This is a genomic window from Gemmobacter caeni (genome assembly GCF_003054195.1).
Taxonomy (GTDB): domain Bacteria; phylum Pseudomonadota; class Alphaproteobacteria; order Rhodobacterales; family Rhodobacteraceae; genus Gemmobacter; species Gemmobacter caeni.
This window is the reverse complement of the sequence record NZ_QBKP01000010.1, coordinates 114,595-130,825: the sequence shown is the minus strand read 5'-3', so window position 1 is coordinate 130,825 and position 16,231 is coordinate 114,595. Positions and strand designations below refer to the sequence as shown.

Genomic DNA, 16,231 nt, shown 5'->3' with positions numbered 1-16,231 from the left:
CCCGATGCATAAAATGCTGCGCAGCCAAGCCATGTTTACCCGGGTATACGTCTGATGGTCTCCTCGTGGGGGTACCAATGTTTACCGGGGTAAACATGCTCATGCCGTTTGCGGGCTTCGACGATTAACCAGCGAGCGGAACATACGCACAAGATCAAAGCCCTGTTGCCGTGCCTTGTCGGAAAGCCGGGACAGATAGCCTTGGGGGTTACGAATCCTTCCGAATGCCTCGACCAAACCCAGAACAGCGAGCGCCGCGCCAAGGGGGCCGAGACGGGTTCGGGCTGTCTCAACGACGGTTGCTGACAGACCAATCGCGGGTGCCAGAGCAGCGGAAAGGGCAACAATGTCACGCCAGCAACGTGGCTTCTCCAGCGCCATTTCTGCGGCAGTGGGGGCCAGGGCAAGACATTCATCGATGGAAAGATCAACTGGGTTCCGATCCTCGTTCTGGGGTAAATCAGGTGTGACAGGCCCCTTGGCTATAAATTCGTCGCAGTATTCAGATTCATAAGATTCTTTTTTTGAACTCTGAATGTGCCGGTCATTTTGACTGTCACTGGCGGTCAGATGAGATGTTGCTGAAGGCTGATCTACCGACGTTTCATCCACAGTATCGTTGATCTCGGCAAGAAGTTCGCTCAGTTGGTGGCTGTCGACCGAACGGCGCAGGGCGCGACGGGCCTCTTCGCAGGCCGTGGTTTTCGACGGATTGGTCTGGTGATACAATGCGTGGCGGATCATTGCGCGCAGAGCTTTGCGCCGCAGTTCTTCGCGGCGTTGCTCCTCCGCCAGCGCCTCAAGATCTAGGTCAAGGCTGAAGAGCGGGCCAAGGTCGATGCCATAGACCAGTTGCGCATCGCGAACCTGATAGCGCTTTCCGTTCGGGCTGAGTTTGCGGGCCAGCAACCCTTTTGACTGAAGATGAACGATCCGGCGCCGCAGGGTGCGTTCATCAATCCCGTCGCAGCGTTCCATCAGCGCGCGATTGGAGGCAAAGACAACCAGCCTCGTGGGATCGGCGTTATCCGGCACGAAGGACAACAAGCCGCGCAGGACCGTGATATCCCGGTCGCGCAGACCAAGCGGGCTGCGACAGATGCGGACAAGATCAAGCAGCCGCCAGCGCGGATCTTCGGACTTTGCAGCGGCTCGGGCAGGTTGCGGCGAACAAAAAGTACCTGCCCGCCGAACGTGCGCACGCACGGGCGATGACGAAATATGTTCCATGGCATGTTCAGTGGAACGATCCAGGCGGTCCGATGTCTCCGGACGCATACATCAGGCAGGAAAGCGATACTTTTCCCCAGAAAAAAGGACAAAAGATATCGGATCACCGCGATGCGATGTTGCGTGTGATTCGGGCCTGCGCTAGTTTGCTCTTGCTAGAAGATGAGCATTCTCAGGGTTGGCGCCCTGTGGTTTGCGCGGGCCTTCCGGGTGGGTTCCATTCGGGAGGCCTATCCTTTTCCGATCCTGCTCCTTTGTTGTTTTCTCTGCTTCAAGGTCTGATCACCCGTGTCTTGAACGGGTGATGAACTCCTGGTGAAGTTGCGAGAACACCATTTCCGCATTCTCGTGCAGCCAGGCAGCGAAGGCAGTCTGACCCGCGGAAGGACGAAAGCCGAGCTTCCCCCGGTTCAGTTCGACTTCGCCCAGGTCTGAGCCATCCTTCGCTATGATGCTGACCGGCGTGCGCGGCGCTGCTGGCGCCTTTGGTGGCTCAGGCAGAGCCTTCACCCAGGCGGCAAACCGCTGGTCCGAGTTGGAGCCTTCAGCAAATGGGGCAGGGTGGATCGTTGAGGCGTCGATCCCCTGTTCCAGCACTTTCACCGCCAGCTCATACCAGCGTTTCCAGCCGATTGAGGGCGCGGCCCCGATACGCTCCAGCACATCACGCGGAAAGGCTTCGCGCACCTTGCGCATATGCGACGTATGGCTGCGGTTCACGTTCAGCGCATCCTGAACAACCCGCGCATCATAGCCCGCCTCCTCCAGATCACCGGCGAACAGCGCCTTTTCGATGAAGGACGGGTCTTTGCGCAGGTTGTTTTCCTGCCCCTGCGCCAGCACTGCCTCTTCATCAGACAGCGTGCGGATCAGCGCCTTGACCGGCGTCCCAAGCCCCCGGATCGCCGCGAGCCTGCGGCGACCGTAGACCACCTGATAACGCCCGCTGAGCTTGGGATGCGGGCGCAGCAGGATGGGAACCTGCTGGCCATGCCTGGCAATGCTGTCGCGCAGGTCGGCGATATCTTCGTCCAGCGCGCCAATGCGGTCTTTCAGGCCCGTATCCTCGATCAGATTGGGGTCGATATCCTGAATGGACCGGCTGCCGACGCTGCGCAGATCGTTGCGGATGGCGGCAATCGGCCCGGCGCTTTGAAACACCTCGGGCATCTTTGGCGCGGGGCGGGGCAGGGGGTCTTTCCCGCCTTCTTCGGACCGGGCGGCGGGGGCGATGCCCTCGAACATGTTCTTGCGTGCCATGTCAGATCCTCCCCCATGCGTGATGGACGTCTTGCTCCAGCTCGCGCGCGACCGCATTGATCGCTTCCATCGCACGGTCGTAGGTGTTGCGGTTCATGCTGCCCCGGCCAACCTCGAAAAGCGTCTGGTGTGTCAGCCCGGCGTCGGAAATGGCGGTTGATTTCAGGAAGGTTTCGGTCATTACCCGCTTCCCGAAATTCGCTCGCAAAAGCCCGGCAACCTGTGCCTGCGGCCCGTCTGATGGCTCGAAACGCGATACCAGATAGCGCAGGAAATCGTATTCCAGCGTCATGCCTGCGTCGCGGATCGTGTCCAGCAGTGACGAGGTCATGGTCAGGAACTGGGCCAGCGATGCCACGTCGATAAAGTTCGGCACGACCGGAATGATGATCGAGGAAGAGGCCACCAGCGCCGAAAGCGTCAGGAACCCTAGCTGCGGCGGGCAGTCAATGAAAACAAGATCATAGCTTGATTCTACGGACTGGATCGCTTCGCGCAAACGCAGATAGAACGGCGGTTCGGAGCCATGCCGCAGGGCGTAGGGCGTCTCGGTTTCATATTCCGAAAGGATCAGACCGCCCGCCGCAATATCAAGCCCGTGGAAATAGGTCTTTCGCACGACCTCGCTCATCGGCAGCGGGTTTTCGTAGCGGATCGCGTCGTAAATCGTGCCCTTCTGGGTAAAGTCGATCTCGGGGCGAAGCCCGGTCATGGAGGACAGCGAGGCCTGCGGGTCCATGTCGATGACCAGCACGCGATAGCCGTGCAGGGCATACCACTGGCTCAGATAGGCTGCGGTGGTGGTCTTTGCGCTCCCACCCTTGAAAGATACGCAAGAGATGATCTGCAAAGGCTCGGTGCCGACCCGCCCCCGCAGATACAGTGACGGGTCGCGCGTGGTGCGCGCCAGCGCCAGCCGGATCTGCGCCAGATCTTCGGCGGAATAGAGCTTGCGCCCGCGTTCATCCAGGGGAACGTCGGGGATCTTGTCTTCGGCATGCAGTTTGCGCAGGTGGCCCGGCGCCAACCCGAGAAATTCTGCCGCTTCGGTCGAGGAAAAGCTTCTGAGGTGCTTGCGGGCATCCGGCGCAAAATTGCGCTCCAGATGCATCCGGATCGATTCATGCAATGTGGATGCATCGCCTTGAAGCTCGGCAAATACCTGCTCTGCTGTCATGCTGCCCTCTCATATCAGGCTGGCGCGGTTGGCCCGCACTCAGCATACTCTTCCGAGCCTTTGGTTCTTTGTAGCGCAGAAATCCGAAATTCTCGCAGTTTTCCGCTACGAACAGAAATGCGCCAAGTCGGTCCGTCACGCAAGGAAATTCTACAACTTGTGTAGGGACACCGTCGCGGACGGCGCCCCGCAGGGCATGGGTATCAACTAATTTATTGATAAATAAACACAAAGCCGGACCCTTGCGAGGGGCGGCCAATCCAGATCTTGTTGGCGCCGCTGTCGCCATCATCCGGGTCGGCGTCAAAAACGGGACTCATTCGAATCGCGGGGCAGGGCGGTCGTGGTGCTAAAGCCTGTCCAAATCCGATATTGGGGCAGGCTCAGCCCAGTCGTGCCACGGTTTCAGCCAGATGCGCCACACCAGCCCTGATCCTGTCTTCGCTGATCGAGGAATAGCCCAGACGGAAGTGACGGCAGATGCCGTCAGGGGCAGCAAAGAACGGATGGCCCGGCTCGATCAGCACGCCTTTTGGCCGCAGCGCTTCGGCGAAACTGGCGCTGTCGATGGTTTCGGGGGCGGCAACCCAGAGGCTCGACCCTCCGTGACGGGCGGCGCCCACCACTTCCAGCGGGGTCTGTGACAGGGCGCTGACAAGCGTTTCGCGGCGGCGGCGGAACACCTCGCGCAGGCGCACCAGATGGGCGTCGTAATGGCCGAGCGCCAGAAAATATCCGGTCACGCGCTGCATATGTCCGGGCGCATGGCGCAGCATCATCGCGCGCAGCGCCCGCGCCTGCCGGATGAACGGCTCGGGCCCGACCAGATAGCCGATACGCAGGCCCGGAAACAAGGATTTGGAAAAACTGCCCAGATAGATCACCCGCCCCGAGGCATCCAGCGACTTGAGCGAAGGGGAGGGGGGTTCGAGAAAGCTCATTTCGGTTTCGTAATCATCCTCGACCACCAGAAAGTCATGCCGGTCGGCGGCGGCCAGCAGCGCACGGCGGCGTTCCAGCGTCATGGTGATGCCGACGGGGATGGAGTGGCTGGGCGCAACCAGAACCAGCCCGGTCTGGGGCGGAAGGTCATCGGGGTTCAGCCCCTCCGCATCGGTGGGAACGAACAGCGTGGGCATGCCGTGCAGCCGGAGGCTTTCTGCGAAGTCGGGGAAACCAGGGTCTTCGACCACCGCCAGCCGGTCCGGCAAGGCCAGCAGCCCGACCGCGATCCAAAGGGCGTTCTGCGCGCCCAGCGTGATCAGCACCTCTTCCGGCCGGGCGCGGATGCCGCGGCGGGGCAGGGTGTTGCGGCAGATGTAATCCACCAGCACCGGGTCATCCTGCGTCAGGCTGTCATCCGCCAGTTCGGCGAAGTCGCGCGCGCCCAGTGCGCGGCGGGCACAATCGCGCCAGGCGGTGTGGTTGAACAGCTTCGGGTCCGCCTGCCCGTAGATGAACGGATAGGGATAGCTGCGCCAGTCCAGCGGCTTCACGATGCGTCGCCGCCGTGTCAGATCAGGCAGGCGCGCGGCCCAGTTCACGCGGCTGACCGCTGTCTGGTCAATCGCTTCCAGACGCCGGTGCGGCACTTTCTGCGAAACCGTGAAACCGGACCGCGGCAGGCTTTCAAGATAGCCCTGCGCCACAAGCTCCTGATAAACCAGCGTGACGGTCAGGCGAGACAGGCCAAGATGCGTCGCCAGTGCGCGCGTCGAAGGCATCCGGCTTCCCGGTTGTGCCCGCGTATCCAGCAGGGCCGAGGTGATCGAGGCCGTAAGCTGCATCTGCAACGGCTCGCGCCGGTTGCGATCCACGAAGAACATGTCGGGTGAGATCTGGCCGGTCAGCGGCATGCGAAACTGGACCTAAGTTTGTGCGCATCTGGATATAAACATGCCTGACGTCGCGTGACAACCTGACGCAGCACGACCGGGAGAGTCGGCTGAACAGGGAGTTCCACCATGACCTTTTCGTCCCGCACGCTGCGCCGTGCGACTGTCCTTGCCATGCTTCTGGCCAGCGCCGTCCCGGCTGCCGCACGCGATTTCCGTATTGCGGTCGGTGACGGGGCAGGCGGCACGCAAGAGGCCCTTGGCCTTGCCTTCATCAAGGCGCTGGAAGAAAAATCCGGCGGCGCGGACAGCGCCAGGCTGTTCCTGAACGGCCAGCTTGGCGATGAACAGGATACGGTGACGGCGGCCGCGACTGGCACGCTGGATTTCTCGATCCTCGCCATCAACAATATCACGCCCTTCTCGCCCTCGGTCGGCACGCTGACCCTGCCCTATGTCATCCTGTCGCTGGAGGATGCCGAGAAGATTACCCAAGGCGAAATCGGTCAGCAGATGGTTGACCGCACGGTCGAGGAAGCGGGCGTGCGCATCATCGGCTGGGCCTATTCGGGGTTCCGTGTCCTCACCAATTCCAGGAAGCCTGTGACCACGGTGGCCGATCTTCAGGGTCTCGTCGTGCGGGTGCCTAAGAACGAGATCATGATCGAGACCTACAAGTCCTGGGGCATCAATCCGACGCCGATGGCCTGGTCGGAAACCTTTGCCGCGCTGCAACAGAAGGTCGTGGACGGGCAGGACAACCCCTACATGACCGTGCACGCGATGAAGTTCGACGAGGTGCAGAAATATGTCACCAACATCCGCTACATCTTTTCGATCGAGCCGCTGATCGTCTCGGAACAGCTGTTTCAGTCGCTCAGCCCCGAAGAGCAGGCCAATGTGCTGGCGGCGGGGCAGGAGGCAACGCTGGCCTCGGGGCAGTTCCTGCGTGATCAGGAGGCGCAGATCAAGACGGACCTGGTGGCCAAGGGCATGGAGATCAGCGACCCGGCGGATGGCGAGGCAGAGTTCATCGAACGTGCCACCACGACCGTCTGGCCAAAATTCTATGACAGCATCGGCGGCAAGGAGGTGCTGAACGGCGTCCTCGCCTCGCTCGGTCGCCCGACCGTCGAGTGATCGCCACCGGGGGCCGCCTCCTGTAGCGCGGTCCCACCCCCTGTCGTCTTGCAACAAGGGTCAGCCATGTCTTCCTTCTGGCGCCATCTCGACAAGCTGGAAAGTTATCTTTGCCAGCTTCTGCTCGCCTGCTTCGTCTGCCTGCTTTTCGTGCAGATCGTCGCGCGGTCGGTTTTCGGCAATTCGATCACCTGGATCGAAGAGCTTTCCGTCATCCTGTTCGTCTGGTTCGCCTATTTCGGGGCCAGCTATGCGGCGCGCATGTATGCGCACAACCGCGTGTCCTTCCACATCAACCGGCTGCCGCGGTCCGTGGCGCGCTGGGTCGAGGCGGTGGGGGATCTGGCCTGGATCGGTTTCAATCTGGTCTTCATCCGCTACGCCATCGAATATCTGAGCCTGATGAAGCCTTTCGTGAAGGCGCAAACGCTGGGCTGGCCGATGAAATGGGTCATGCTGGTGCTGCCCGTTGCCTTCACGCTGATGACGCTGCGCATTCTTCAGGTCAACTATCTGAAGCTTGTGCGGGGCCAGGACCCGCGCGACCCCGACGAAGTGGATATGGCCGCTCTTGCCGCCGCAACCAGGGCGGAGGCGGTGTGATGGACGGTCAGATCACGCTGGTCCTTTTTGGCACCTTCTTCTTCCTGATGATCCTCGGGGCACCGATTTCGGTCGGGCTGGGTGTCTCGGCGCTGACGACGATGTGGTTCCTCGGCGACAACCCGATCAAGATGGTACAGATCGCCTTTTCCTCGGTCGGGGCCTTCCCGCTGATGGCGCTGCCGGCCTTCATTCTTGCCGGGGCACTGATGGAGGCGGCAGGCATCTCGCGCCGTCTGATCACTGTCGCGGAAAGCCTGGCCGGCCCGTTCACCGGCGGCATCTCGGCCGCCACGGTGGTGGCCTGCCTGTTCTTCGGCGCGATTTCCGGCTCCGGCCCCGCCACGACAGCGGCGGTGGGGATGCTGATGATCCCTGCCATGGTGCGGGCGGTCTATGCCAAGGGCTATGGCGCCGCCGTCACCGCCGCCTCGGGCGGGCTGGGCATCGTCATCCCGCCGTCCATTCCGATGGTGATTTTCGGGATCTCGGCCATGGGCATGCAGCCCCCCGCCGAGGCGGTGGAGAAATTCGGCGCCTTCCAGACCGTGTCGATTTCCAAGCTGTTCATCGCGGGGTTCCTGCCGGGCTTCCTGATGGCGGCGGGCCTTCTGGTGATGAACTGGCTGCGCTGCCGCGCGGCAGGCTATTGTGGCGGGGCCGACCCGCTGTCGCCCGCCCATATCTTTGACGCCTGCCGCAAGGGATTCTGGGCGCTGATGGCCCCCTTCGTGATCCTCGGCGGCATCTATGCCGGGCTCTTCACCCCGACCGAGGCTGCCATCGTCGCCATTGCCTATACGCTGTTCGTCGGCATCTTCATTTATCGGGAGATCCGCCTGACCGAGGTGATGAAATCGCTTGAGGCGACGACCTGGCTGACGGGGCGTGTGCTGCTGGTGCTGTTCACCGCCACGATCTTCGGCCGCATTCTGGTGGAAAACCAGATCCCCGCGCATATCGCCGATGCGATGCTGGGCCTCACGCAGAATATCGCCGTGATCTGGGCGCTGATCATCGTCTTCCTGCTGTTCGTCGGCATGTTCATGGAAACGCTGGCCGCCATCATGATCCTCGTGCCGGTGATGCTGCCGGTGGCCTATTCGGTGGGGATCGACCCGGTCCACTTCGGTATCGTGATGATCTGCACTCTTTCGGTCGGGTTCCAGACCCCGCCGCTGGGCGAGAACCTCTTTATCGCCGCCGGGATTTCCAAGGTTTCCATCGAGGAAATCTCGGTGCGCGCCCTGCCATTCGCCGCCGCCAGCACCGCGATGATCGCCGTGATCGCGGCCTTCCCTGAAATCGCGCTCTGGCTGCCCAGGGTGATGGGCTACTGACCTCCGTTTTCCGGCCTGCCCGTTCTGGCCCGGCCACTCTTGAAAGGACCAACCATGACCCTGACCGCCGATGACCTGAAGGCTACGTTCGATGCCTTCAACCGCCATGACATCGATGCCGTGATGACCCATTTCGCCGAAGATTGCGTGTTCACCACCGTCGGCGGGTCCGAAGTGTTCGGCACGCGGATCGAAGGCCGCGACGCTATTGCCCAGGCGTTTGTCGCGGTCTGGACGGCGATGCCCGATGCAGAATGGGCTGATCACCGGCATTTCGTCTGCGGCGACCGCGCCGTGTCGGAATGGACGTTTCGCGGCACCGATGCCGAAGGCCGCCGGACCGAGGCGCAGGGGGTGGACCTGTTCACCCTGCGCGACGGCAAGCTGGTGATGAAGCAGGCTTTCCGCAAACAGCGCCCCGTCATCCAGACGCGCTGATCCCATCCCCACCATAGCAGGAATGCGTCGATGCAAGGCACGACACCAAGACGCGCACGCGCACCATACAACCAGAAGTATGATCCGGTGACGGATAAATCCATCGGAAGTGGCTGCGACTATGCCCCGACCTACTGGATCGGCACCGCCGGGCCTGCTCCGCAGGATGACGGCCCGGTGACAGGCGACATGGATGTCGATGTCGTTGTGATTGGCTCTGGCTATACCGGGCTGTCCTGCGCGCTGCATCTGGCCAAAGAGTTTGGCATCAAGGCGCATGTGCTGGAGGCCAACGGGGTGGCTTATGGCTGCTCCACCCGCAACGGCGGACAGGCACAGATCTCGTCCGGGCGGCTCAAACGTTCGCAGTGGATCGAGCGCTGGGGCGTGGAAACCGCGAAGGGCCTGCACGCCGAGGTCACTGAAGCCTTCGATCTGTTCCGTGGCCTGATCCGCGATCATGCCATCGACTGCGAACCGCAGGACGGCGGGCATTACTATATCGCTCACAAGGGCTGGATGATGCCGAAGCTGGCGAAGGAAGCGGCCCTTCTGCGCGAAACCTTCGGTTACGGTGCCCGGATACTTAACCGTGAGGAACTGCACGAAACGGCGGTGCGCGATCAGGAAGCCCATGGCGCCATGTGGGAGCCGGACGGCACCGCGATCCATGCCGCGAAACTGGCCTTCGGCTATCTGCGCGTGGCGCGCGAGCTGGGGGCGAAGGTCCATACCGACAGCCCGGTGGAAAGCTGGCAGACGATCAATGGTGTTCACCATCTGCATACCCCCGGCGGCACGGTGCGGGCGCGGGCGGTGGCGGTGGCAACGGCAGGCTATGCGCCGCGCGGCCTGCATCCGCGCCTGCGTGACCGGATCATGCCGATCATGTCGAACTCCATCGTCACCCGCAAGCTGACGGCGGCCGAGCGTGAGGCCTGTGGCATCAGGGTCGGGTCGCCGCTGACTGACACGCGCACCCTGCGCCATTACTATCGCCTGTTGCCCGACGGGCGGGTGCAGATCGGGTCCCGCGCGGCGATCACCGGGCAGGATGCGGACAATCCGGCGCACCTGGCAGGCCTGCGCGCAGCGCTGGCCCGCAAGTTCCCGGCGTTGCGCGGCATTGATCTGGATTACAGCTGGTGGGGCTGGGTCGATGTCAGCCATGATATGATGCCCCGCATCACCGCCATGCCCGGCCTGCCCAATGCCTTTTACGCCATGGGTTATGGCGGCAATGGCGTCATGTATTCCGCCCAGGCCGGGCGGCGCATGGCCCAGATGGTCGCCGGGCGCGCCTCGGATGTGCCGCGTCTGCCGATCTTCCATCAGGAACTGCCTCACGAGGGCTGGAAGACGCCGTTCCGGCGGCTCGGCCAGTGGGGACTCTACAAGCTTTACCACTTTCAGGACGAACGCGGCTGACGGCTGCGCAGAAGGAGAGACGCAATGAAAATGACCACCGAAGAAGCCTTCGTGAAAGTGCTTCAGATGCACGGGATCGAACATGCCTTCGGCATCATCGGTTCCGCCATGATGCCGGTTTCTGATCTGTTCCCCAAGGCGGGCATCACCTTCTGGGATGTGGCGCATGAAACCAATGGCGGCCTGATGTGCGACGGCTTCATCCGCGCCACCGGCAAGATGGCCATGGCGATTGCCCAGAACGGGCCGGGCGTCACCGGCTTCGTGACGGCAGTGAAAACCGCCTACTGGAACCATACCCCCATGCTGCTGGTGACGCCGCAGGCCGCCAACAAGACCATCGGTCAGGGCGGTTTTCAGGAGATGGAGCAGATGCGCCTGTTCGCCGACAGCGTCTGCTATCAGGAAGAAGTGCGCGACGCCTCGCGCATCCCTGAGGTGCTGAACCGCGTGATCCTGCGGGCATGGCGCAATTCGGCCCCGGCGCAGATCAACATCCCGCGGGACATGTGGACGCAGGTGATTGACGTCGATCTGCCGCAGATGGTGCATTTCGAACGCCCTGCGGGCGGCGAAGAAGCGGTGGCCGAGGCCGCGCGCCTGGTGTCCGAGGCCCGGTTCCCGGTGATCCTGTCGGGCGCGGGTGTGGTGCTGGGCGGGGCGATCCCCGATGTGGTGGCGCTGGCCGAACGGCTGGATGCGCCGGTCTGCTCCAACTACCAGCACAATGACAGCTTCCCCGGCACGCATCCGCTGGCCATGGGTCCCTTGGGCTACAACGGCTCGAAAGCCGCGATGGAGGTCATCGCCAAGGCCGATGTGGTGCTGGCACTGGGCACGCGGCTCAACCCGTTCTCGACCCTGCCGGGCTATGGCATCGACTACTGGCCGAAGGAGGCCAAGATCATTCAGGTCGATATCAACGCCGACCGGATCGGGCTGACCAAGAAGGTGACGGTCGGCATTCAGGGCGATGCCGGCAAGGTGGCGCGCGGCATCCTCGCACAGCTTTCGGGCACCGCGGGCGACGAAGGCCGGGCCGATCGCCGCGCGCTGGTTTCGCAGACCAAATCCCGCTGGGCGCAGGAGCTTTCCAGCCTCGATCACGAACAGGATGATCCGGGCACCGTCTGGAACGAGGAGGCCCGCAGCCGCGACGCCGATCTGATGTCGCCGCGTCAGGCCTGGCGCGCCATTCAGGCCGCGATGCCGGACGAGGCCATCATTTCGTCCGACATCGGCAACAACTGCGCCATCGGCAACGCCTATCCCGCTTTTGAAAAGGGCCGCAAATATCTGGCACCCGGCCTGTTCGGCCCCTGCGGCTATGGCTTCCCCGCGATCCTCGGCGCCAAGATCGGCTGCCCCGATACCCCGGTGATCGGTTTTGCCGGTGACGGTGCCTTCGGTATCTCGATGAACGAGATGACGGCCTGTGGCCGCGACGACTGGCCCGCCATCACCATGGTGATCTTCCGCAACTATCAGTGGGGCGCCGAAAAGCGCAACACGACGCTGTGGTATGACAACAACTTCGTCGGCACCGAACTGGACCGCGACACAAGCTATGCCGCGATTGCGAGGGCTTGCGGGGCGCATGGCGTGCAGGTCCGCTCCACCGCCGATCTGACCGAAGAACTGCGCCGCGCGGTGGAGCGTCAGATGAAGGACCGCAAGACTACCTTCATCGAGGTTCTGCTCAATCAGGAACTGGGCGAGCCCTTCCGCCGGGATGCGATGAAAAAGCCCGTGCCGGTGGCGGGGATCAGCCGTGAGGACATGCGCCCGCAACGCGGCGCGGTCTGAGACATCCGGCGCGGCCCCGATAATGCGGGCCGCGCCGACCCTTTCTCTTGAGGTTCGTCATGCTTGACACCGTTACCCGCGCGCCGTCGCAGATCCGGCTGCTGTTTCCCGGCCTCATCACCGCCACGCTGGTGGGCGTGACGGCACAATTCCTGTCGGAACATTACGGCGCGCCCGCCATGCTGATGGCGTTGCTGCTGGGCCTCGCGCTCAATTTCCTGTCCGAAGATGGCAGCCGTACCGCTCCGGGCATCGCCTTCACCGCGCGCACCGTCCTGCGTCTGGGGGTTGCGCTGCTGGGGGTGCGGATCTCGGTCGAGATGTTGGGCGCCCTTGGCCCCGGCCTGATCGCGCTGACCGTGGCGGGGGTGGGGGCAACCATCCTGTGCGGGCTGGCCTTGGCCCGGCTGACCGGACGCGACTGGCGCTTTGGGCTGCTCACCGGCGGGTCGGTGGCGATCTGCGGCGCCTCGGCCGCCATGGCGATTTCGGCGATCCTGCCCCGGCACGAGAAATCGGAACGCGATCTTGTGTTCACCGTGCTGGCGGTGACCGTGCTGTCAACCGTGGCCATGGTGGTTTACCCCATGATTTCCAACGCGCTCGGCTTCACTGCGATTGAAAGCGGGGTGTTTCTGGGCGGCACCATCCATGACGTCGCGCAGGTCGTGGGCGCGGGCTTCTCGGTCGGGCAGGAAGCGGGTGAAACCGCGACGCTGGTCAAACTGATCCGGGTGTCGATGCTGGCGCCGGTTGTGCTGATCGCCTCGCTCGCGATCCGGGCGAAGGGGCTGGCGGCGACCGAAGGCGCGCGTCCGCCGTTGCTGCCGGGCTTCGTTCTGGGCTTCGTGGCCCTGGCCGCCCTCAATTCTATGGGTCTGATCCCGGCAGAGTTGGCCGAGGCCGCGGCACTCCTGTCCCGCTGGGCGCTGCTGATCTCGATTGCGGCGGTCGGCATCAAGACCTCGCTGGCAAAAATGCTGGAGGTCGGTCCTGTCGCCATCGGCCTGCTGGTCGTCGAAACCCTGTTTATCGGCAGCTTCGTGCTGACCGGCCTGCATCTGCTGGATTGAGCCATGAAACCGCTGGACCGCATTCTTGAAGCCTGCCACGCCACGCCGCGCCACATCCTGTTGCCAGAGGGTGAAGACCCCCGCATCCAGGCCGCTGCCGTTCAGGCCGTGGCACGAGGGCTGGCCCGCATCACCCTGCTGGGCGATCCGGCGCGTGTGGGTCTGGCGCTGGATGCGCTGGGGGCAGCGCCCGGCGCGGTGGCGGTGATCGACCCGGCCCGCGCGCCGGATCTGGAGGCGCTGGCGGCCGAATGCCACCGCCTGCGCGCGGCGCGGGGGGTGACGCCGGATCAGGCCCGTGATCTGGTGCGCGATCCGCTGGTGCAGGCCGCACTGCGGGTGCGGCTTGGTCAGGCCGATGGCACCGTGGGCGGGGCGGTCGCCACCACTGCCGATACCGTGCGGGCTGCCTTGCAGTTCATCGGGCGCGCGCCGGGCATCAATACGGTGTCCAGCTTCTTCCTGATGCTGTCCTGCGCCAAGGACGCGCCGATCAAGGGCGGCATGGTCTTTGCCGATTGCGGGCTGGTCATCACCCCGACAGCGGCAGAGCTGGCCGACATTGCCCGCGCCTCCGCCGCCTCTTCCCGCGCCCTGCTGAACGAGACGCCCCGCGTGGCGCTGCTGTCCTTTTCCACCGCCGGATCGGCGGAACATGACAGTCTCGCCCGTATCCGCGAGGCGCTGGAGCGGGTGCGGGCAGCCGAGCCGGATCTGGAAATCGACGGCGAGATCCAGTTCGATGCGGCCATCGACGATGCGATCCGCAGCCGCAAGGCACCGGGCAGCCGTCTGTCGGGGCGCCCCAATGTCTTTGTCTTTCCCGATCTGGCATCGGGGAATATCGGATACAAGATCGCGCAGCGGCTGGGCGGGCTGACCGCCATCGGGCCTGTGCTGCAGGGGCTGAACCGTCCGGCAAACGACCTGTCGCGCGGATGCAGCGCCGAAGATGTGCTGGCGGTGATCGCCGTCACTTCGGCCCAATGCAGGGACGCCGCCTGATGAGCATAATGCTGCCCGCCGTGCTCGCGGCCATTCTGGTCGCCGGGCTGGCGCGGGCGGTCACCGGCTTTGGTTTCGCGCTGTTGGCGGTGCCGCTGCTCAGCCTGCATATGGCAGTGCCCAAGGCCGTGGCGCTGACCATCGTTCTTCAGGTGGCGATGGTGCCACGGGATGTGTTTGTCTCATGGCGGCGGCTGGACCGGGGCTATCTGCTGCGGCTGCTGGTCTGGGCGCTGCCTGCCATACCGCTCGGCCAGCTCGCGCTGCTGTCGGTGCCTGCCGAGGGCGCGCGCGTGGCATTGGCGGGGCTGGTGCTGACGGGCGTGGGGATGAGGGTGGCCCCGCCGCCCCTCGCCGGACTTCTACGCCGGATGCCGGTCGGCGTGGCCGGGTTTCTGGCGGGTTTCATGGGTGGGCTTGCCGCGATGCCCGGCCCGCCCGTTGTCCTGCATGCCCTGTCGCGCCCCGATGCGCCTGATCGGACGCGGGCCACCCTGCTGCTGTTCTTCGGGGCGCTTTCCATCTGCGCACTGCCGGTGCTGGTGCAAAGCGGTGCGGCGGATGCGGGTCTTGGCTGGTTGGCGCTGTCTGCGCTGCCCGTGCTGCTGCTGGCCGACAGTCTTGGGCGCCGCCTGTCCGGATATATCAGCGTCTCGGCCTATCACAATCTTTCCGCCGGGCTGCTGTGCCTGTCGGCCTGTCTGGCGGTTTACCCCGTGCTGCGCTGACAAAGGCCGGACAGCGGGGCAGGGGGATGGTAAGCCCCCGGTCCGCCGAACCGGGGGCCCTTCCTCAGGCCACGATTACTCGGGTGCCTTTACCAGAATCTTCACCTGCGATTTTTCGGCCACCAGCGCCTCGAACCCCTGCGTGACAATATCGTCCAGCGCGATGCGCTTGGTGACCAGCTTCTCGGCGCTGAAATAGCCCTGCACCATAAGCTCCATCACTGCCGGATAGATGTGGCGATAGGCGATGGTGCCCTGAAGCTGACGCTCTTTCAGCACGACGGTGTTGGGGTGGAAAGCCGCGTCACCCTCCCAGATCGAGACGATCAGCGTCTGGCCCTCATGCCGGGTGCTGTCGATGCACTGCGGCAATACGCGCGGAACTCCGGTCACCTCGAAGGCCACATGAACACCGCCGGTCACTGCGCGGATCATCTCGACCGGATCGGCCGTCATCGGGTCAATCGCGGTGGTCGCACCCAGTTCCAGCGCCTTGCGCCGCCGCTCGGGCGAGGGTTCGACGACGTGGATTTGCGCCGCGCCCGCGACGCGCAGCGCCTCGACCACCAGAAGCCCGATGGGGCCCGCGCCAAAGACGGCAGCGGTATCCCCGGCCCGGATCGCCGACATCCGCACCGCATGCAGCGCCACGGCGGCGGGTTCGACCAGCGCGCCCTGTTCCATCGACAGCTCGTCCGGCATCTTGTGGACCATGCGCGCAGGCACAACCGAGGTTGCGGCAAAACCGCCGTGACCGCCGGAAAGCCCGACGAAACCAAGGCTGTCACAGAGGTTGTATTTCCCCTCGCGGCAGCCCGGACAGGTTCCGCAGGCAAAGATCGGCTCGATGGCCACCCGGTCGCCGGGGCGCAGGCCCGTCACGCCCTCGCCCAGCTCGGTGACGGTGCCGCAATATTCGTGGCCCATGGTGATCGGCGCCTTGTCGCGGCTCAGCGGATGGGCCTCGCTTACCGGAATGAAGATCGGCCCGGCCAGATATTCATGCAGGTCGCTGCCGCAGATCCCGGTCCAGGCAACCTTGATCGCGACCTCTCCGGGGCCGGGGGCAGGGATGTCGATATCTTCGACGCGAATGTCCTTCACGCCATGCCAACGTGCGGCTTTCATGGAAGTCTCCTTCGGTGCAGGGAAAGGTTCCCGGCCCTCG

At 63.8% G+C, this 16,231-nt stretch carries 14 protein-coding genes; 9 read left to right on the top strand and 5 right to left on the bottom strand.

Features of this window, described 5'->3' with window-relative positions; all coding sequences use genetic code 11:
• Positions 1 to 99 precede the first annotated feature (99 nt).
• The 4 genes from repC to pdxR form a co-directional block, all read right to left on the bottom strand.
• Entirely contained in the window at positions 100 to 1,230 is a 1,131-nt protein-coding gene (gene repC, locus C8N34_RS16030; protein ID WP_158640718.1) for a plasmid replication protein RepC, read from the bottom strand.
• A 282-nt stretch (positions 1,231 to 1,512) separates the two neighbouring features.
• The gene (gene repB, locus C8N34_RS16025) at positions 1,513 to 2,490 is read right to left on the bottom strand and encodes a plasmid partitioning protein RepB (RefSeq protein WP_158640719.1); all 978 of its coding nucleotides are present in this window, start codon (positions 2,488 to 2,490) and stop codon (positions 1,513 to 1,515) included.
• 1 nt (position 2,491) lies between these two features.
• Positions 2,492 to 3,667 carry a plasmid partitioning protein RepA gene (gene repA / locus C8N34_RS16020; protein WP_108129623.1) on the bottom strand — a complete coding sequence of 392 codons (1,176 nt, stop codon included), beginning with the start codon at positions 3,665 to 3,667 and terminating at the stop codon, positions 2,492 to 2,494.
• 383 nt (positions 3,668 to 4,050) lie between these two features.
• Positions 4,051 to 5,523: a MocR-like pyridoxine biosynthesis transcription factor PdxR gene (pdxR, locus tag C8N34_RS16010; RefSeq protein ID WP_108129621.1), complete on the bottom strand. Its 1,473-nt coding sequence runs from the start codon at positions 5,521 to 5,523 to the stop codon at positions 4,051 to 4,053.
• Positions 5,524 to 5,631: 108 nt separating this feature from the next.
• Here pdxR and C8N34_RS16005 point away from each other — a divergent pair, with 108 nt between their 5' ends.
• The 9 genes from C8N34_RS16005 to C8N34_RS15965 all read left to right on the top strand — a co-directional run bounded on the left by C8N34_RS16005 (position 5,632) and on the right by C8N34_RS15965 (position 15,063).
• Positions 5,632 to 6,642, top strand: coding sequence for a TRAP transporter substrate-binding protein (locus tag C8N34_RS16005; RefSeq protein WP_108129620.1), 1,011 nt, complete (start codon positions 5,632 to 5,634; stop codon positions 6,640 to 6,642).
• Between the two features lie 66 nt (positions 6,643 to 6,708).
• Positions 6,709 to 7,245 (top strand): TRAP transporter small permease, encoded by a 537-nt coding sequence (locus tag C8N34_RS16000; protein WP_054302170.1) that lies wholly within the window; start codon positions 6,709 to 6,711, stop codon positions 7,243 to 7,245.
• Positions 7,245 to 8,585, top strand: a complete 1,341-nt coding sequence (locus tag C8N34_RS15995; RefSeq protein ID WP_108129619.1) for a TRAP transporter large permease — start codon at positions 7,245 to 7,247, stop codon at positions 8,583 to 8,585. Before C8N34_RS16000 ends, C8N34_RS15995 begins: the two co-directional genes overlap by 1 nt.
• Positions 8,586 to 8,639: 54 nt before the next feature.
• Positions 8,640 to 9,023 carry a nuclear transport factor 2 family protein gene (locus tag C8N34_RS15990; RefSeq protein ID WP_054302168.1) on the top strand — a complete coding sequence of 128 codons (384 nt, stop codon included), beginning with the start codon at positions 8,640 to 8,642 and terminating at the stop codon, positions 9,021 to 9,023.
• A 30-nt stretch (positions 9,024 to 9,053) separates the two neighbouring features.
• The gene (locus tag C8N34_RS15985) at positions 9,054 to 10,451 is read left to right on the top strand and encodes an NAD(P)/FAD-dependent oxidoreductase (RefSeq protein ID WP_108129618.1); all 1,398 of its coding nucleotides are present in this window, start codon (positions 9,054 to 9,056) and stop codon (positions 10,449 to 10,451) included.
• A 24-nt stretch (positions 10,452 to 10,475) separates the two neighbouring features.
• Positions 10,476 to 12,257: a sulfoacetaldehyde acetyltransferase gene (gene xsc, locus C8N34_RS15980; RefSeq protein ID WP_108129617.1), complete on the top strand. Its 1,782-nt coding sequence runs from the start codon at positions 10,476 to 10,478 to the stop codon at positions 12,255 to 12,257.
• Between the two features lie 59 nt (positions 12,258 to 12,316).
• Positions 12,317 to 13,330 carry a YeiH family protein gene (locus C8N34_RS15975; RefSeq protein WP_108129616.1) on the top strand — a complete coding sequence of 338 codons (1,014 nt, stop codon included), beginning with the start codon at positions 12,317 to 12,319 and terminating at the stop codon, positions 13,328 to 13,330.
• 3 nt (positions 13,331 to 13,333) lie between these two features.
• Positions 13,334 to 14,335 (top strand): phosphate acetyltransferase, encoded by a 1,002-nt coding sequence (gene pta / locus C8N34_RS15970; protein ID WP_108129615.1) that lies wholly within the window; start codon positions 13,334 to 13,336, stop codon positions 14,333 to 14,335.
• A complete protein-coding gene (locus C8N34_RS15965) occupies positions 14,335 to 15,063 on the top strand; it encodes a sulfite exporter TauE/SafE family protein (protein ID WP_158640720.1) in 729 nt (242 codons plus the stop codon). Before pta ends, C8N34_RS15965 begins: the two co-directional genes overlap by 1 nt.
• A gap of 75 nt (positions 15,064 to 15,138) precedes the next feature.
• On the opposite strand, the gene C8N34_RS15960 is transcribed toward C8N34_RS15965, so the two are convergent.
• Positions 15,139 to 16,191 carry a 2,3-butanediol dehydrogenase gene (locus C8N34_RS15960; protein WP_108129613.1) on the bottom strand — a complete coding sequence of 351 codons (1,053 nt, stop codon included), beginning with the start codon at positions 16,189 to 16,191 and terminating at the stop codon, positions 15,139 to 15,141.
• Between the last annotated feature and the right edge of the window lie 40 nt (positions 16,192 to 16,231).